At 31.8% G+C, this 18,888-nt stretch carries 10 protein-coding genes; 6 read left to right on the top strand and 4 right to left on the bottom strand.

Translation table 11 applies throughout. The features are described 5' to 3' along the window. Nucleotides 1–95 precede the first annotated feature (95 nt). Nucleotides 96–1,574 (bottom strand): Lsa family ABC-F type ribosomal protection protein, encoded by a 1,479-nt coding sequence (locus AC3EMB_RS17140; RefSeq protein ID WP_016080735.1) that lies wholly within the window; start codon nt 1,572–1,574, stop codon nt 96–98. A gap of 947 nt (nt 1,575–2,521) precedes the next feature. On the opposite strand from AC3EMB_RS17140, the gene AC3EMB_RS17135 reads away from it, so the two are divergent. From AC3EMB_RS17135 to AC3EMB_RS17110, 6 genes are all read left to right on the top strand, one after another. Next, nucleotides 2,522–5,251, top strand: coding sequence for a sensor domain-containing protein (locus AC3EMB_RS17135; RefSeq protein ID WP_001225479.1), 2,730 nt, complete (start codon nt 2,522–2,524; stop codon nt 5,249–5,251). Nucleotides 5,252–5,404: 153 nt separating this feature from the next. Next, nucleotides 5,405–5,623, top strand: coding sequence for an aspartate phosphatase (locus AC3EMB_RS17130; RefSeq protein WP_488517179.1), 219 nt, complete (start codon nt 5,405–5,407; stop codon nt 5,621–5,623). 524 nt (nt 5,624–6,147) lie between these two features. After that, complete coding sequence (locus AC3EMB_RS17125) at nt 6,148–7,416, top strand: glycoside hydrolase family 5 protein (protein WP_014482097.1); 1,269 nt, start codon at nt 6,148–6,150, stop codon at nt 7,414–7,416. Between the two features lie 460 nt (nt 7,417–7,876). Continuing rightward, complete coding sequence (locus tag AC3EMB_RS17120) at nt 7,877–10,117, top strand: M60 family metallopeptidase (protein ID WP_095690415.1); 2,241 nt, start codon at nt 7,877–7,879, stop codon at nt 10,115–10,117. Nucleotides 10,118–10,258: 141 nt separating this feature from the next. Continuing rightward, nucleotides 10,259–12,625 carry a putative mucin/carbohydrate-binding domain-containing protein gene (locus tag AC3EMB_RS17115; RefSeq protein WP_095690416.1) on the top strand — a complete coding sequence of 789 codons (2,367 nt, stop codon included), beginning with the start codon at nt 10,259–10,261 and terminating at the stop codon, nt 12,623–12,625. Nucleotides 12,626–12,947: 322 nt separating this feature from the next. Next, nucleotides 12,948–13,496, top strand: a complete 549-nt coding sequence (locus AC3EMB_RS17110; RefSeq protein WP_095690417.1) for a fascin domain-containing protein — start codon at nt 12,948–12,950, stop codon at nt 13,494–13,496. An 890-nt stretch (nt 13,497–14,386) separates the two neighbouring features. Here AC3EMB_RS17110 and AC3EMB_RS17105 read toward each other — a convergent pair. The 3 genes from AC3EMB_RS17105 to AC3EMB_RS17095 are packed head-to-tail and all read right to left on the bottom strand — an operon-like array spanning nt 14,387 to nt 18,109. Further along, nucleotides 14,387–15,514: a Ger(x)C family spore germination protein gene (locus AC3EMB_RS17105; RefSeq protein WP_016080745.1), complete on the bottom strand. Its 1,128-nt coding sequence runs from the start codon at nt 15,512–15,514 to the stop codon at nt 14,387–14,389. Beyond that, nucleotides 15,511–16,614 (bottom strand): GerAB/ArcD/ProY family transporter, encoded by a 1,104-nt coding sequence (locus tag AC3EMB_RS17100; protein ID WP_075678058.1) that lies wholly within the window; start codon nt 16,612–16,614, stop codon nt 15,511–15,513. Before AC3EMB_RS17100 ends, AC3EMB_RS17105 begins: the two co-directional genes overlap by 4 nt. A 1-nt stretch (nt 16,615) precedes the next feature. Beyond that, the gene (locus AC3EMB_RS17095; RefSeq protein WP_016080747.1) at nt 16,616–18,109 is read right to left on the bottom strand and encodes a spore germination protein; all 1,494 of its coding nucleotides are present in this window, start codon (nt 18,107–18,109) and stop codon (nt 16,616–16,618) included. Nucleotides 18,110–18,888 lie beyond the last annotated feature (779 nt).

Genomic DNA, 18,888 nt, shown 5'->3' with positions numbered 1-18,888 from the left:
TTGTAGAGAAATTAGGCTTTTTTCAACACGTCATTAAAGTATTTATAATTCAATGACTCAATTTGCTGATTATATTTTCAAGTATTCGTTTTGAGCTACATAGATATAGTTTTTGTTGCAACTGTTTGTTGAAATGCTTTATCATGCTCAACAATAACCATTGTGGGATTAAATTGTTGAATAAGCTCTTCGATTTGCATACGGGAATAGATATCTATAAAATTTAGTGGTTCATCCCATATATATATATGAGCTTTTTCACATAAGCTTTTAGCGATAAGCAGTTTTTTCTTTTGTCCACCAGAATAATGAGATATATCTTTCTCAAATTGAATTCGGTCAAAGTCCATCTTACGTAGGATGGATTTAAATAAGGTCTCATCAATCTTGTGCTGTTCAATAAAGTCTGATAGCGATCCCCTTAAATGAGAAGTATCTTGTTGGACATAGGAAATGATGAGTCCTGTACCTAAAATAACTAAGCCTGTATGCTGTATCGGATGTCCTAGAATTAGTTTTAGGATACTACTTTTTCCGCTCCCATTCGTTCCATCAAGTACAATTCGGTCACCTTGTTCAACTATGAAGCTAATCGAATCATTCACAATTTGGTCATCGTACTTAACGGACACATCAACCAAAGTAATCAATTCATTTGATTTAAATTGTAATTGTTCCAATTTTAAGGACTCAGTTTTCTCCACATTTTTTAGTAATTTTGACTTTTCTTCAATAGCTTTTTGTTGTCTTGATTCAAGGTTTTTTGCTCTTTTCATCATCTTGGCTGCTTTATGACCTACAAACCCCTTATCCAACTTAGAGCCTGAATTCCTCGTTCCATTTTTTGAAGCTTCCACATCATGAGACCAACTTGCTGAACGCTTGGAAGACTGTTTTAATCTCCCTATGTCTTTTTGTAGACGCTCATTTGTAGCCTCTTCGTGCTCTTGCTGTCTATCAAAATTTAACTTCCAAGAAGAATAGTTACCACTCTGAACTTCAATATTTGCTCTATTTATAGATAGGATATGGTCAACGCACCCATCTAAAAAGATTCTGTCATGTGAAATTAAAATAAATCCTTTTTTCTTCCTTAGATAATCAGAGACTATCTTTCGTGCATCAGTATCTAAATGATTTGTTGGTTCATCAATTAATAGGAATTGGCCCTCATTTAAAAACAGTGCAGCAAGCAACACCTTTGTTTGTTCCCCATTTGATAATGTTTTAAATGGTCTGTATATGACCTCAGCATCAACATTTAAATAGGATATCTCACGCAGAAATTCCCAATCTTCTGCTTGGGGACAAATTTCTTCAAGGATTTCATGAGTGAATTTGTTCTTATCTGCAACAGAGTAGGGGAAGTAATTGAATTCTACCGAAGCAAGGATTTTCCCACCATACTCATAATTCCCTAACAATAAATTAAAGAATGTCGTTTTACCTCGTCCGTTTCTACCGATAAATCCTAGCTTCCAATCCGTATCTATTTGGAAGTTTACACTTTCAAAAATATTATCAAAGCTACCTGGGTATGAAAAAGTTAAATCTTGGACTTTTATCATTGACATAATAATTCCTCCTTTATATATCGAAACGTTTCGTATAAAGTCGGAACATCCATCCATTTTTTAATTGCTCTATATAAGTTTGATGGATATTAACGACTTATATAGAGCATTACATGTGTAACAATAGTGTCTGAAGTACTCATTTTTCTCGCTCCTTTATTTGTTAGGTACATTTAACAATTAATAAGTTCCAACTAACATAAACGGGAATAAAAAAATCCCCCAATTGTAATCGGAAGGATTAGTCTTTCGTCTATACTTAATAAGTACTTATTAATCATTTGAATCATGACAAATAAAGTATGAACTGAATTTTAAAAATGGATAGACTAACCCTATATTTTGTAGTTTGAAGTTATAAAATTCAACTTAAAATATAAATTAGTTAATCATTATTCATCCATCATTCCTTTCATAATTCTATTTTTAGAGTAACATTCTTTTTAGAGAGATGCAATATCAGCTTCAGCTTCACCTAATCCTAGATTATTTATAATTCTTTGAGTAAGGAGGAAAGATGAAATTGACATCAATCTAAGTTGTAACTATAATTGTTACAGTTAGTTTCGAAAACTAATTCGAATTTCTATGTTAAAGATAGTATATTTTCATTCCTTTTTAAGTGTGACAGTTAGCAACTAACTATAATTCAATAGAGGATTAGATTTTATCTCATATTTAAAGAGTAGATAAGTTGTACAATCCAAATTTACGATGCACAAATAATTGAAAAACTACATTTTTTAACTGATCCTTTTTGGAATCCTCAGTATTGGAAATTGTAAAAATCTACAAAAAGTTAATAAGACTGTTGTATGTAGAAAAAAATCTTTTAAAAAGGTCATAATATGGATAATAGATAGCACACATTTTAATTAGTAGGAGTTGTGCCACTATCAAGACATTTCTTAATAAAAGTATAGAAAAAACTCAAGAAGGTGAGTCCATTGCGTAAACATGCATATGTGCAATTTTATGTATTGATATTGGCTTTAATAGCTTATATAAGCTTTTGCTGTATATTTTTATTTGTTCTTCCGAATCATTATTTCGTATCAGATTTTAATATCCGGCTATCATCTTTAGTTGTTGAAACTACTGTATTTATTTCATTACTGTATTCTATATTATCCAGAAAAATTAAGTTAGGAGTATTCTGGATTTGCATAATTATTGCGATAGGGTGTTTCCTGATAGGAAATTTCATATCTGCTTTTCAAGTACTTAATGTAGAATTACCAATACAAAATTTTAGTATCTCTGATGTATTTTTGTTGTTTTTCTTATTTTTCTTTCTCTTTGCGTTTTTTTATAAAATTATGATGGAATGTAACAAATGGGAGAAAGCGTATTTACTTTGTGATTTATGCATTGTTGTTACTGCTATTTTTACATTAGAGTGGTACCTATTTAATAAACCTTCTGCAAATATCTTATTCTTTTCAATTGGAGATGTTTTTCTTTCATTTATTTTTCCGATTATAGATTTATTGCTTCTATTACTTGGAGTTACACTAATCTTTCGACCTGCTATTTTCAATGCAAAAAGTAAATTGTTTATTTTTATCCTAGTATTAACTGGATTGGCTATTACGGACTACTTATATTTTTACTTACAAGATGATTTGTCAGATCGTTCAGTTATATTATTAAGGTGTTTGTATAGAGTTTTCCTATTATTTATCGCTATTGCTGCTACAATTCCAAAGAATACTTCTTCTAAAAGAAATTATTTTATTGTCAATCCAACATTTGGAGAGAAACTTCTTGTCATATTTCCTTATCTTGCAGTTGCAGTCTTAATTGGCTTTACTTTGAAAGAACAAACTTCTTCAGCTACATTGATTACGGGAAATTGTATTGCTTTTGTATTTGTACTGATTCGTCATACAATTGTACGAATGCAAAACAAGGATTTAACCGAGGCCTTAAAAGTGTTTAATAATCAATTAGAACGAACAGTAATTCAAAGAACACGGGATTTAATAAACAAATCTAATGATTTGGTAAAAAATCAAGAGAGATTTAAGTCTTTATATGAGTATCATCCAGATCCTATTTTAACGATTGATTCAAATGGTATCGTATTAAATATAAACCAGGCTGGAAGTATGTTATTAGGAAAAGAAAGTGCTGCATTAATAGGGAAAGAGTGCTTCTCTATTTTTTTAGATGAAGATAAATCTGAATTGGAATCGGCTATAAAGAAAGGGAAACGATGTAGTTCATCTTCGTTACAGTTACGTGTGAAAAATAACAATGAGAAGGATATCCTCTTTTGGTATGTCACTATAGTTCCTATTATGATAGAAGGACAAACCTTTGGGAGTTATGTAATGGTAAAAGACATAACGAGGATGAAACAACAACAGGATGAGATAAATTATCTTGCATTCCATGATACGGTGACGGAGATTGGAAATCGTATATTCTTCCAACAAGAATTAGATAGATCCATTAAGCGTGCACAAAAAACACAGGATAAGTTCGGGCTCCTGTATATTGATTTAAATCGCTTTAAGACCATTAATGATACATTGGGTCATTCGATTGGTGACAGAGTTTTAAAAGAAGTTGCCAAACGTTTTAGGACATGTCTGTCACCGACTATTCCTCTAGCAAGAATAGGTGGAGATGAGTTTGCAATCATTGTCCATAACCAAACGGAGCAACAGCTATTGGATTTGTGTAAAACTCTATTTCGTATAACTGAAGAACCATTTGTAGTAAATCAGCATAGTTTTTACTTATCTCTTAGTATAGGAATAGCAGTGTATCCATTTGGAGGAATAAATACTACTACACTTTTACAACACGCTGATATCGCTATGTATAGCGCAAAGGAAAAAGGTAACAATGCTGTTTGTATGTATGACGAGACATTATCACAAAAAGTAACTCGTCGATTACGATTAGAACAGGATTTACCAAATGCAATTGAAAATAATGAGTTGTTTTTATTGTATCAACCACAAATTGATAGTAAGGCAGGTAAGGTTATTGGTGCAGAGGCTTTAATACGCTGGCAACATCCAGAGCTTGGGCTGATTTCTCCTTTTGAGTTTATACCTATCGCAGAAGAAACGGCGCAGATTATTTCAATTGGGAAGTGGACGTTACAGAAAGCGTGTCGACAACTGAAAGAATGGTATTCTGCGGGCTATTCAAATCTAAAGATGGGGATAAATTTATCAGCTATAGAGTTTGAACAGAAAGATTTTGTTCAAACAATGATATCTACCATAGAAGAGATAGGAGTACCTGCTAATTCAATTGATTTGGAATTAACAGAGCGAATAGCAATGGTAGATGAAAAAGAAACCTTATCGAAGTTAAAAGTATTAAAATCATATGGTGTACATTTATCAATTGACGATTTTGGTACAGGTTATTCTTCACTAGCGTATTTGCCTCTTTATCCAATTGATACTTTGAAAATTCCAAAAGAATTTGTTAATAGGATCGGAACTTTTACTGATGGAGATGAAATTATACAAACCATTATTTCACTTGCTCATACTTTAAACATGAAAGTGATAGCAGAAGGGGTAGAAACGAAAGAACAATTAACAGTGTTGCAACGTAATGCATGTTATCTAATTCAAGGCTATTACTACAGTAAACCTGTAAATGAAGATGAATTTATCGATTTTTTAAGTACAATGCAAAATGAATAAGTGAAAAATCAGTATCTGTATAAAGTAAAGTGAAAAGACGTTCTATCCATATGGATTTGAACGTCTTTCTTATGTTTATTTTCAGTAGTTATGCAGCAAGGTTTCAGCCTTTGAAAGTAAAATAAGTATCTATATTCCTGGTATTTTGGGCTAATGGGATATGAGGTGAAAATTGCTTCTTGTGAAAACGCATTAGGGACAGCTTGTATATTCTTAAAGCAATTTGAAAAAGGATTAGCAGTTTGTATGGGATTAGGAAATGAAGAGTATGTATATCATTTCAATATTTTACGTTCTCTTAATGAAGATGAAGCAATTAAACTCTTAGAAGAAGTGAAAAAAGTATTTCTTACTTCGAAAAGCAAGGTTTAGGGGATTTCGTAGAAGAATATGCAGATCTAAAAAAGGAAGAAATTATACAATAATCACATGCTATCATTTTTAATAGCTAATTAACAAAGGGACTCCAATTATGGAGTCCCTTTGTTAATGGGGTAATGCTCTGGTTTATCTAATTATAACAATATTTGTAAAAAGTGTAAAGGGGTCCTAGTTTGGAGGGAGAATTATTTAATCTTTTTTATTTAATAAAAGGGATAATATTTAGTTATCTGCGCTTCTTAATTATGTTTTCTATCACAATTTGAAGTGAATTTCATTTAATCTTATTTATTTTATAGGAATTATAAGGTATACTAAAAATAGGTGCAAAATGTACCATTTGAAAAAGAGTGAATTGCAAAAAGGAATCCGTAAAGGATTCCTTTTTTGTTTCTTTGAAAATGAAGCAATGTTCTAATTATCTCTTTCATTTTTATGAATGCGCTGCGATCTTATAAACTAAAAAGGAATTTTTGGGGAATTGCCATATTCCTGTAACAAAACAAAGGTATGTTATGTGTGTTAAATATAAAGAGAAAGAAGGAAAAGTTGTGAAAAAAATTTTGCCAATTGTTGCGTTATTAGGCATGATGAGTTTTGGAGTACAGGAAATGAATGTAAGAGCTGATACATACCACAAGGGCGATTCAAAAATTAGTTTTTGGGATTCGAAAAGAAAGGGTACTAATTTCATGAATAGTACGTCATTACCTGAAAACTATAAAAGTGCAAAAGAAGCTAATATTGAATATGTACGTTTAGCACCTGATAAATGGGCAAAAGATAAAGGTTTTCTATTTGAGGATAAACCAGATACTTATGGAAAGGATTTTCTGATAGGTAATGCAGATAACTATCAGGGATTAGTAAAGGAGGATTTAGAAAAATTAAAGGCGGATTTAGATGCCGCACAATCACAAGGAATGAAAGTTGTTCTTACAATGTTATCCTTACCTGGTGATCGATGGCGCCAATTTAATAATAACAAGAATGACGACAGAATATGGGAAGAAGAGAAGTATCAAGAACAAGCAAGTCAATTTTGGAAGGATCTTGCTCTGGAATTAAAAGATCACCCTGCGGTGGTTGGTTATAATATTATAAATGAACCACATCCAGAAACAGCTAAAAATAATAGATATAATGATTTTTGGACGGAAGATTATGAGAAATGGTATTCAAAAGTGAAGGGAACGACAGCCGATTTAAACAGATTGTATCAAAAAGTGATCAATTCCATTCGTGAAGTAGACCAGGAAACGCCGATTATTTTAGATTCAGGTTTATATGCTACTCCATGGGCCTTTAAATATTTAAAACCAGTAAATGATAAAAAAACACTATATGCATTTCATATGTATGAACCATATGAATTAACGAGTCAAGGTGAAAAACAAAACAAGGAGTATCAATATCCAGGATTAGTAAAAGTAGGAGATTTAGAGAAACCTGTAATGTGGAATAAGCAGGGATTAGAGAAATTTTTGAAGCCAATCCAACAATGGTCTAAGAAAAATCATGTATCATCTAATCGAATTATTGCAGAGGAGTTTGGAATTAACCGTACTGTTCCAGGAGCTACCCAATACATGCAAGATCTTATTTCTATCTTCAACCAAAAAGGTTGGCATAAATCATTCTATGCATTCCGTGAAGACACATGGACAGGGATGAATTATGAATTGGGAACCGGAAAAATAAAATGGGATGAAGAGGGTAAACCGATGCCTCAAGATAATTCACTCTGGGAAGTAATAAAAAACGATTTACAAGCACATAAATAGTTTAGAATATTTGTCCTAAGGACTAAAAGTAAGCATCTAATTCAAATGGAATTAGATGCTTTTTTTTCAAAAAAGGTGGAGACTTAAACAAATGTGGTTGCAATTGTATTAACCTTTAAAGTAAAAAAGTTTTATGAATTTTTCGTGAGATTTCAATCCTTATATGCTGAAAATTATTTACTTATTTCTCCAATTGGGTATATTTCTCCAATCGGATGGAAGTTTAGAATACAGAATCAAAACATAATAAGCTGTTATCGATGAGTTTATCGTAAAGTTGTTATTTAATGTGTCATCAAATAACATTTATATACAATAATAAATAAAGAAAAGGAGATATTTATGAAAAAATATAGAGTAATAGACACAACTTAAATAGTATGAATAGTTTAGAGTGTAAAAACATGAAGAAGAAAATAAAAAAATTCTTAAAAGTATTAAGGAAAAATGAGGAGATAATATGGGGAATAATTCAAAACACAAAACTAGAAAAATACTTGCAGCTACTGCTACAGTAACTATGCTTGCGACTGGAATGATGTCTTCATCAGATGTCTTTGCAGAGAAAAAGGAGCAGCAAAAAAAATTATCGACATCACTGCAAAGTGAAAAGTCAGTTAAATCAGAAAATAGAACATTTACAGTCCCAGGAAAAGGGGATGTTGAGGTATTAAAACAACAGGAAAGAAAAAGTATGGCATTTAGTCCGTATGAACCAACTGGTTTATATGCAAAGCCAAATGAACAAATAACGATTAATGTAGAAGGTAATCAAGATATTCAGGTATATATTGGAACGTATTCGTATGATGCTTCTTGGAGAGAAGATTCTAAGATAAAATCATTTACATTAAAACCTGGTATAAACACAATCCAATCTCCAAATGGGGGGATGATTTATTTTTATAATAAACAACAAGGAGATAGCATTCGAACAACAATTACAACAGGTGGAACGACTACGCCTTTCTTTGAACTAGGAAAGCATACGAAACAAGATTTAATAAACATGCTGGACCAGTATCCTAATGCACATGCAGTGGAGTTAAAAGGAGAACGTGTATTAATTACGGCCAGCCCTGCACGTGTTAAGAAATATTTGTTGGGTTCTAATACAGATCCTGTACAACTCTTAAAAAAGATGGATGAAGCTACTCGAATTCAAGACAAAGTAGCTGGATTATCTGAAGAACAAGTAGATAAACATTATGTTCATTACGTAGAAGAAAATCATTCTCCTGATTATTATATGTATGCAACTTCTTATCGAACAGCATATGTAGGAGATGCAATCCAATACGTGTTAGATATTAATAAATTTATAACAGATGGCTGGGGCCCTTGGCATGAGGCAGGACATTTGAGACAACAATCGCCCTGGAAGTTTTATAATATGACAGAAGTACAAAATAATATATACAGCCTTTCTGTAGAAAAAGCATTTAATCAACCATCCAACTTAGAGAAAAGTGGAATTTATCCAAAAGCATTTCAATATCTAGAGCAAGTGAATAAAAATTATGATGAAATTAGCGATGTTTTTGTAAAGCTTGTTATGCTTTGGCAACTACAGTTAGCGTATGGAGAGGATTTCTATCCTAAATTGCATCAATTGTATAGAGACATGCCTTCAAGTGAACTTCCACAAACTGATGAAAATAAAAAACAATTATTTATGATTTCAGCATCAAAAGTAGCCAAACAAAATTTGATTCCTTTCTTTGAGAAGTGGGGATTACGTCCAAATAACGATACCATTCAAAAAGTAGCTGCATTAGGATATCCAATTTTAACAGCAGAGATTTGGAAGGGTACGGATGCTAATCCAATTAAACCAGATATGCCTAATGTAAATAATATATTAGAAGGAAACCAGTTTGCATGGTCGCTGAAAGGGATTGGAGATTTTGAATTCGCAAAAGTAAATTTAAATAAATCAACAGAAGAAATGCAAATTGATCTAAAAGCAGGTGTACCACATAACTACTTTAATAGTACATATGCAAGTATTAAAGTGCAAAACACATCAGGTAAAGTAGTATATAACAAGGAGTTTTATGGGAATAAACAGCAAAATGCTGGAACACAAAAAGTTTCAGTAAAGACCGGCGATTTTATTGAGCTTACACATTTAGAAGGCGGAGAGAGGGCAACATTAATAAATTTAGATAATAATAAACGTGAAAGTCTTGATAAAAAAGTAATGTATGAAGTTACAAAGGATGGCCTGAAAAAAGTAAATCAAATTGTTAATCCGAAACCAGATACAGAAGCTCCCACACAGCCACAAGGATTATATGCAAACAATCTTACTTCTAACAGTGTAGAGCTAAAATGGAATCCTTCTACAGATAATATAGGTGTAAAAGAATATCAGGTATTACGTGATGGACAATTGATTCAAACCGTACAAGGAACGACATTTATTGATCAAAACTTAACAGCTAATAAGGAATATAAATATGCAGTGAAGGCTGTAGATGCAGCTGGAAATACATCAATTCAAAGTGAAATTCTTCCGGTAAAAACCAAAGATCAAAATGTATCTTATGAAAAATGGGATCCAAAGAAGGCATATACAAAGGGCGATAAAGTAGAACATCAAGGGATAGTGTATGAAGCGGTTCAAAATCATCAAGGAAATGGTGACCCGAATTGGATATTTGCGTTATCTTTATGGAAACCACTTACAATCAAATAACATGTAAGAATCAGATGTGAAGATAGAACAACATAAAATTGGGGCAGTATTTTAAAGATTTACTGGATGTTGTTTGAATTTTGATAGATTTCTCTACTAAGTTATTATTCAATAATAAAAATTAGAAAAGGATGTAGATTAGTGATTAGTCAGAAAACGAAGAAAAGATTTAATAAAGTTATTATAATGACCGCAACATGTAGCATGTTTTCTATGTTTGGAACGTCTATTTGGCACACTAAAGCTGCAACACATTCAGCTGCTCCAGCAGTTTATGTGAGTCCCCAAAATATACCTGCCTCAGATATTATTAGTATAGACTGGTCACCAGTTCAGACTCCACCTTATACGTACTGGGCTGTACACAACTGGAATGCAGGTGGTGAAGCTGGAGGATATGCTGGTTTTCAACAACAAAGTGGGTTTGATGAAAATGGAAAACGTACTTTACATTTTGCCTTATGGGATCCAATTTCCTCTAAAGAAGCAATAAAGGCCGAATACTTATCTCCGAATTCGCAAGCTGGACCCTTTGGAGGAGAAGGAACAGGAATGAAGGTTCAAACAACTTATGGTTGGAAAGACTACAATTGGTACACAATGACAATGCGTTCATGGCAAGAAAATGGTCATACTAAATTTGGACAATGGATGAAAGATGTAACAAAGAATAAATGGCATCAAATTGCAATTATGGACTTTCCGGTTGCTAATGTTGCATTTAATCATGGATTAGGAATGTTTCAAGAAGACTGGGCTGATAGTGGACAGAATGTTCGAGAAGCGCGCCTAAAAAATGGTTATAGCCGAAAATTAGTTGATAAACAATGGAGTTCTTGGAATAATCAAAGTATTTCTGGAACGCATGATAATACTTATCAATATGATGGAGGATCTACTTCAGAATATGTATGGGTCAAAGCAGGAGGTAATACGCAGTCTACTATTGGGGCAGGAAAAATATTCACGCTAAATCAACCTACTCAACCTGAAATAGGAAAACTAGATTTTGATATCCAATCTATATATTATGAAAATGAAAAATTAAATGTATCTTGGAAACTAAAAGAAAATAGTACACCGCAATTTAAGGGGAAAATTGAAATTTATAACAATGAAAATATGACGGGCCAACCTATTAACGTAATTAATGATATTAAATCCTATCAAAATGTAATCAGTCAATCTATATCATTACCAACAAATGCTTATGCAAAGATTGTATTAACGGATATATTTGATCAAACTGTTGAGAAAAAGGTACAAATCAAAAATGAGTCTCCAAACATTTTTGAAGGTAATGAATTTGCATGGTCGCTGAAAGGGATTGGAGATTTTGAATTTGCGAAAGTAAATTTAAATAAATCAACAGAAGAAATGCAAATTGATCTAAAAGCAGGTGTACCACATGACTACTTTGATAGTACATATGCAAGTATTAAAGTGCAAAACACATCAGGTAAAGTGGTCTATAACAAAGAGATTTATGGAAACAAGCAGCAAAATGCTGAATCGCAAAAAGTTCCAGTCAAAGTAGGCGATTATATAGAGTTAACACATCTAGAAGGTGTACATAGAGCTACTCTTACAAATGTAGATAATAGTAAACAAGAGAGCTTTGGAAAAAAAGCCATATACGAAGTTACAAAGGAGGGTCTGAAGAAAGTAGAAAAAATGCCAGAAGCAACAATTTTAGAAGGAAACAAGTTTGCCTGGTCATTAAAAGGATATAGTGATAGAGAAATTGCAAAAGTAGATTATGATAAAACGGTAGAAGAGATGAAGGTAAAACTAGAAGCAGGTGTACCACATTCCTATTTTGCTAGTACGTATGCGAGTATTAAGGTCCAGAATTCTTCTGGTAACGTTCTGTACAATAAGGAAATCGTGGGAAATAAACAACGAAATGCCGAAAGCCAAACTGTGCCCGTCAAGGTAGGGGATTACATTGAATTTACCCATATAGAAGGAGAAGCAACAAAGGAAAAAACGCGAGCAACTTTAATTAACCTTGAAAATAACAAAAATGAAACCATTGGAAAAACAGCAAGATATCAAGTTACAAAAGAAGGCTTGAAGAAAGTAGAAAAAATGCCAGAAACAACGGTTTTAGATGGAAATCATTTTGGGTGGTCTTTAAAAGGATATAGTGATAGAGAAATCGCAAAAGTAGATTATAATAAGACAACAGAGAAAATGCAGGTGAATTTAGAAGCGGGCGTACCACATTCTTACTTTAATAATACGTATGCAAGTATTACAGTAAAGAATTCAACCGGTAGTATTTTGTACAATAAGGGAATAGTGGGAAATAGACAGCAAACTGCTGAAAGCCAAACCGTACCCGTAAAAGTGGGGGATTACATTGAGTTTACCCATATAGAAGGGGAAGCAGTAAAAGAAAAAACACGCGCTATACTTATTAATCTTGAGAATAATAAACAAGAATATATGGGCAAAAAAAGAACCTATCAAGTAACTTCAACGGGATTAAACAAAATAGAGTAACATGAAAAACATTCTAATTATTAGTTAGATGCAAATAGTCGTTCATTATGAACGGCTATTTGGCTTTTATTTAAAGAGAAGTGAAATGAAAATATTCTCTCTTTTGTATATACTCTCGTTGCTATCAACTGCTACATTCTTTTATCAGGAGAAAATAATTTAAAAAATGTGCTTGAGAATTGATACATGTTTAAGTGCTATAGATTTGAGAAAAAAGAAACAGAATAGTAAGGTATTTGTTGATAAATCAACTTTTATATTACAATATTTTACATATTTAGTATGATGTATATGAGTTCTGTATATTAAGGGAGGAATGGGAATGAAAAGGTTCATAACACGTGCAAGTGGTAGTGCAATCTCAAAAAAGTTAGTTTTAATGGTGTTGTCGATGGTTTTAATGATATTGATGATTACCCCATCGAATGATGTATCGGCAGCCAACCTATCAAAAGCAGGTTCACTAAAAGGCGTGAATTTATTTAATGGAAGTTGGACAGTTGCTATCCAGGCAGCAAATTTACAATATGTTTCCGCTGAGCCTTTTGGAAATGTAATAGCAAATCGTAATGCAGTTAATGAATGGGAGAAATTCGAATTAATTCCGACTGGGGAATTATATACGTACGCTTTAAAAGCTAAAAGTAATGGGAAGTATGTTTCGTTTGAGCCAAATGGTAGAGTAGTAGCAGATCGTACATCAATTGGGGCATGGGAAAAGTTTATCTTATATAATGGTGGAGACAATAGGATATATGTATTACAAGCATTAAGTAATGGTAGATATATATCAGCAAATGGTGGTAGAGAATTAACAGCTACTAGTTATGTAGCTGGAAGCTGGGAAAGATTTGTTATTGTATACTTCTAAACTTTGAAGTGTTATATATTTAAATGATAATGGCATGTTTAGTTTTTATAAACGCCTTAATACAATAAAGTATTAAGTATTTAATACAAGTGTATATTAACGTGTAAAAGGGCTGCAAGTAATTAGCAGTCCTTTTTACATGTTAAATAAGGACTTACTGAGGTTATAATGAAAAGAAAAAGAACCCTATAGGGTTCTTTTTCAAGGCATATTAACAGTAAGGAGAATCATGAAATGCTACTTCAAATCTTTATTAGGGGAAAGATTTTGAATAAGCTTAACATACATCTATTTTTACATAAATGTAATATATAGTAAATTGATAATGTTTATACTTACTATTACTAATATTCAATTAAGATAATTAACACTATTTGTATAGTGTTAATTAAGTCTGTATTTAGAAAACTAATAATAGTCCCCAAGTTGGTTATATATGTATAATATTATATTATACATATATTATATTTGCTAAAAGAGCTTATAGATATATCATTTTAAAAATTAATTAACATTTAAACAATTTTAACTGAAATTGGGTGTGTATTATCTAAAAGCAAATAAAATAAACAAAGACCCTGTAATTATTGTAGTAAGGTACATAGAACTAAAACCAAGATATTCTTGCGAACTCAAAAAGCCTAAATTCCTTAATTTAGGAATTTAGGCTTTGACGCTATGTCATGGATTACAATCGGAATGGAATCGGGCATATCTACTACAACAGAGTTATAATTTCTTCAGCTCACTAAATTAGAAACTGGTGTTTGATTACCGTAGTTGAATTATTTCTCTTTTAAAAGAACGGAAAGATTTTTTACGTTAGCATTTTTTACATAATAATTATTTAAGAGAAAAAATACTACTGAGTAATGCTATTAAATCCCAGTCTAATTTCTAATGGTCCCAGTATCTTTTATTTTGACGTGCGTCTTTACATTTATTTTAGCCTCTGCTAACGCTTGCAACCAATCACCTTTTACTTTTTTCCACTCTTTATATTGAAATGCTCTAGCATATAGGGATAATCCGATTGGATCAATTTTATTCTGCTGTATTTCATACAACATATTTTGTAAATTATTATTAATTTCTTTTTGAATAGCCCTTTTTAAATTATTTATATTTTTTTTATTATCATAGTGTCCCTTAATTAAATTCGCATTGGTTTTTTCTATTAAAGCTACATTAGCATATATATCGAGATTAAATACAAACTTTCCGTTTTGAAAATTAACAACTACCTTCCTTGTCGCGTTCTGTACGAAGATAGAAGTGTTTGTTTTTTTGTTCGACTTTTTAGGAGGAAGCGCAAGGTGTAGTATCATTCGCCCGCTACTTTTTTGCTTATTTATAAGATTGAAAAATTTAACATCTTTTTTAGGGATATGAGTTAAATATTTCCCTTTTCGATTTAAAAATGCAATTCCTACTGTGTCGATTTCATTCTTTGTTTTTTTGATAATTGGAACAGCTTGCGTCATTCCTTCTTCATTTTGTTCTCTCATTAATTGTTGAATTGTAGAAGAGACGGATTGGTTATTTTGAATTGACGATTCAATTACACCATTTATATAAGATGAAAGTGATGGTTTACTAGGCTTATGAATTTTAAAAATTTCTTCTGCAGGTCCATCTACAAGTACTACTTTAGCATTAATGGTAGCGTAAGGATCACGGTAAGAAGAATCAAGCTCCTGCAACCAATTTGCTTCTTGCGCTAATTTTTTCCCAATTAAAATGATTTCAGCTTTGGAAGCTGTCATAAAGCCCGTTAACTTCGTATCTATCTTACTGAATCCAGTATATACAGTTGATGCTTGTGTCCAATGTTCTATAGTACTTTTTTGCTGTTTATGATGAAAGAGTGGTATGCTTGTTCCAACTTTTATATCTCCATTAGGGGTTCTATCCAAGCCAATTAACAGGATTAATGAAACCTTCTCAAGAGGAATTCTCTGACTACAACCAATTATATATACACAACAAATTACAATCCATATCCATTTTCGAATCAAAGTTGTTTCCTCCTAGTAATCCAAGTAAAAAGAATACTGTAAGTGAAAAATAAGATTGGTAATAGAATAAAGAAAACGACATTTAAGATATCCATAAGAGAATATATAAACAAATATTGATCCACATCAGGATTTAGGAAAATAAATAGGCCAACTATAAATAACATAAAAGCAAGCAGCACCCAATTGCGGGCGTTTTTTTGAAGTGAAATGGTCACAGATTCAAAACTGAAAAATAAATACGGATATATCGTAGTGGAAAATACAATTAAATAGTAAGCGATATATATAATTTCTAATCGTTCCATGAAAGAAAAACGAACCCCTTTTAACAGATGAAATACTGGCCAGATTACGTCTTTTATCCCCTCTGGACTAAAGTATATATAAGAAAGAATAGTAACATATAGATAGAAAAACATGGTTCCAGTATTCGCTATTAGTAGTCCTTTTATGGCTTTTTGTTTTTTTTGTAAGAATGGGTATATATAATATGCAATTTCTAGCCCAGCATAAGGAGTAATGGTTTCTTTTGTTGCTTTTACAATAGGGTATAATCCTTCTTTAAATATAGGTAGTAGGTGTAAAGGATTGTAGTTAGTCTTTAGTGAAAAAAGAAGAAATAGTGGCATCCAAGTCGTGAAGAAGAAAACAAGCATAGAATAACTAGTAAGAGCCCTTAACCCACTCAGGGCTAAAATAATGAAAGGTAATAGTAATAATATGGTGATTTGATAAGCAGGAGTGGAAGGGAATATCCACACTTTTACAATATCAGTTGCCTTTAATAAAGTATTAAATCCAGCAAAAAATAGATAAAAGGCATATGCAAGAAAAAGAATTGTCCCTATCCATTTACCAAAGTATGTTTTTAAGATTTGTGAGAAATTTTTGTTAGGATTTTTTTGTAACATTAATATAATAAATACACCGATTATAGAAGTAACTATCCATCCGAGAATGATCGAAATCCAGCCATCTGTACCAGCAGTAGTAGCAAGTGGGCTTGGCATAATTAACATACCAGATGCAAGTTGTAGCGAATGAATGAAAATAATAAATTCGAATAAAGTTACTTTTGGGAACTTAAGATACCCCATGTTAACCACCTTCTTTTTTCTTTCTTTGTTTCGGCTGTCCTGTACTCGAGCGGGTGGTAATCATCGAAATAGGAAATCTTACAAAAGAATCTTTTAGCTCTTGGAGACGAAATGGTGCGATTGGCATGCCGTATGGTGAACCATAGGAAGTTAGTGAAACAAAATGAGCAAATAAGAGCATTAATCCACTAACAATACCGACAATCCCATAAAAGTAGGCCAATAACATCATTGGAAAACGGATAAGGCGTATAGAACTTGATAAATCATAATTAGAAACAATAAATGAAGCAATGGCTGTAATAGATACGATAATAACCATAACGTTACTAACAAGACCAGCTTGGACAGCTGCCTGTCCAATTACAATCCCTCCAACGATCCCAATAGTTTGTCCAATTGGTTGTGGTAAGCGAATACCAGCTTCACGTAGCATTTCTAGTGTAATTTCCATTATAAAAGCTTCCAATAAGGGGGAGAAAGGGACTTTGACTCTTGATGTTGCAATAGAAGTGTATAAGTCTATAGGAATAATTTCAAAGTGAAAAGAGACTATAGCAATATAAAATGCGGGTAAAAAAATAGCTATAATAAATCCTGCAAATCGTAATAAGCGAAAAAATGATGCGATGAGCCAATGAATATTATAGTCATCTGGGGTTTGAAAAAATCCAATCAAATTCATAGGAACAACCATTGCACCAGGAGATCTATCCATTAATACTGCTACTTTCCCATCAAGTATATGATTTGAAATGGCGTCTGGGCGCTCGCTTAAATAAGCCTGTGGAAAAGGAGTCCAATTTTGATCTTTTGTATAATTAGATAGCTCTCCAATACTTAATACCGCATCTGTTTTGATTTTACAGATTCTAGTTTCAATTTCTTGGACTACATCTGCGTTTGCTACATCACCTAAGTAAATTAAATAGACTAAAGAAGTGGCTCGTTCTCCAATCGTCAGCTTTTTGATTTTTAACTCTGTAGAAGGAATATATCGACGGATAAGACCTATATTTTTTGTGGCATTTTCAATAAATCCATCATGGGATCCTTTAATAGTAACTTCTGAAATTGGCTCTTGAATTGCTCTCTCTGCCCAGCCTTTTGTATTTATTAGAAGTGACCGCTTTTCTTTCTCCATAAACAGTACACATTGCCCCTCAAGTAATCCTTCTTTAATTTCATTCCATGTATATACTATTTTGGTATGAGTAGCAATAATATTAGAATTAAATATTTGACTGTCTTCATTTACTTCTTGTAATAATGGTGTAACAACATTGGTTTTTAATGCAACACCATCTGTAAGGCCTTCAAAATAATATAGTAAAATATTCGTGTTTGTTTTTAATTGCAAAGGATGTTCAATTAAATCTGCACTAATATCAAAGATATTATCTAGTGTATTTTTAAGTTGTTTTAAGTTACTTGTTTGGATCTTTTCAATGGTTTTATCTGTCTTAGTTTCTAAGGTCTCTTCATTTAAGGACAAAATTGACACCTCTTTAATATATAACGATTAGTTGTATTTATTATTTTTATATGATTGAATTTTATTCACTAATTTAAACTAATTGAAGATAAGAATTAATAAATTTGATGTGCTATATTATTAATTCAATAATTGAGAGCAAAAAGTAGATGTAATTTGTGTGGAAATGTAAGTATTAAGATAGAATTGAAATTTGAATGATTATAATAAAAAGAACCCTCGATAGGTTCTTTTTATTTGGTAAATATGTTGTCAACAATAGATGGCGATAAAGGTAGTAATTTAGATGTCTTTATGTTAATCAGCTAAATTTTGTAGGAAGAATTCTTTTTTCATACCTTAATACTCAATGAAAAAGGATATTTCATTTATTTGGATGTTCTAGTGTATTTGAATTTTGCGCACCAACAAATTTTGTTTAGGGACAAAATGCATTTTCTTAATTATCAGAAAAAACAGCGCAACAAAATTCCTATTCATTATTTTGGTAGGTATCAAATATTTCTTTGGCCTTATTTTCTTGATATTACCGTACGTTTATATGTTTCTAAGGGAAAGAAATACTTTCATTTTTATTACCATCTATTGTTTGATTAAGATGGTAACATGAAAGTGAAACGTTTACAACCAGAAAATAAAGAAAAAATATTAAAATACGACTTTTTTCGACAATTATTCTATGTTTATATTTAATTTTATTATAGGAAAAGGCGGAGGGAAGCGGACCTTTTCCTATAAACTGTTTTGTTGGAATTAGAAATAACTAAAAAAGTAATAAT

The sequence above is a fragment of the Bacillus sp. LQ16 genome (assembly GCF_057784645.1).
The sequence above is the reverse complement of the archived record's forward strand: the minus strand, read 5'-3'. Positions and strand labels throughout refer to the sequence as shown.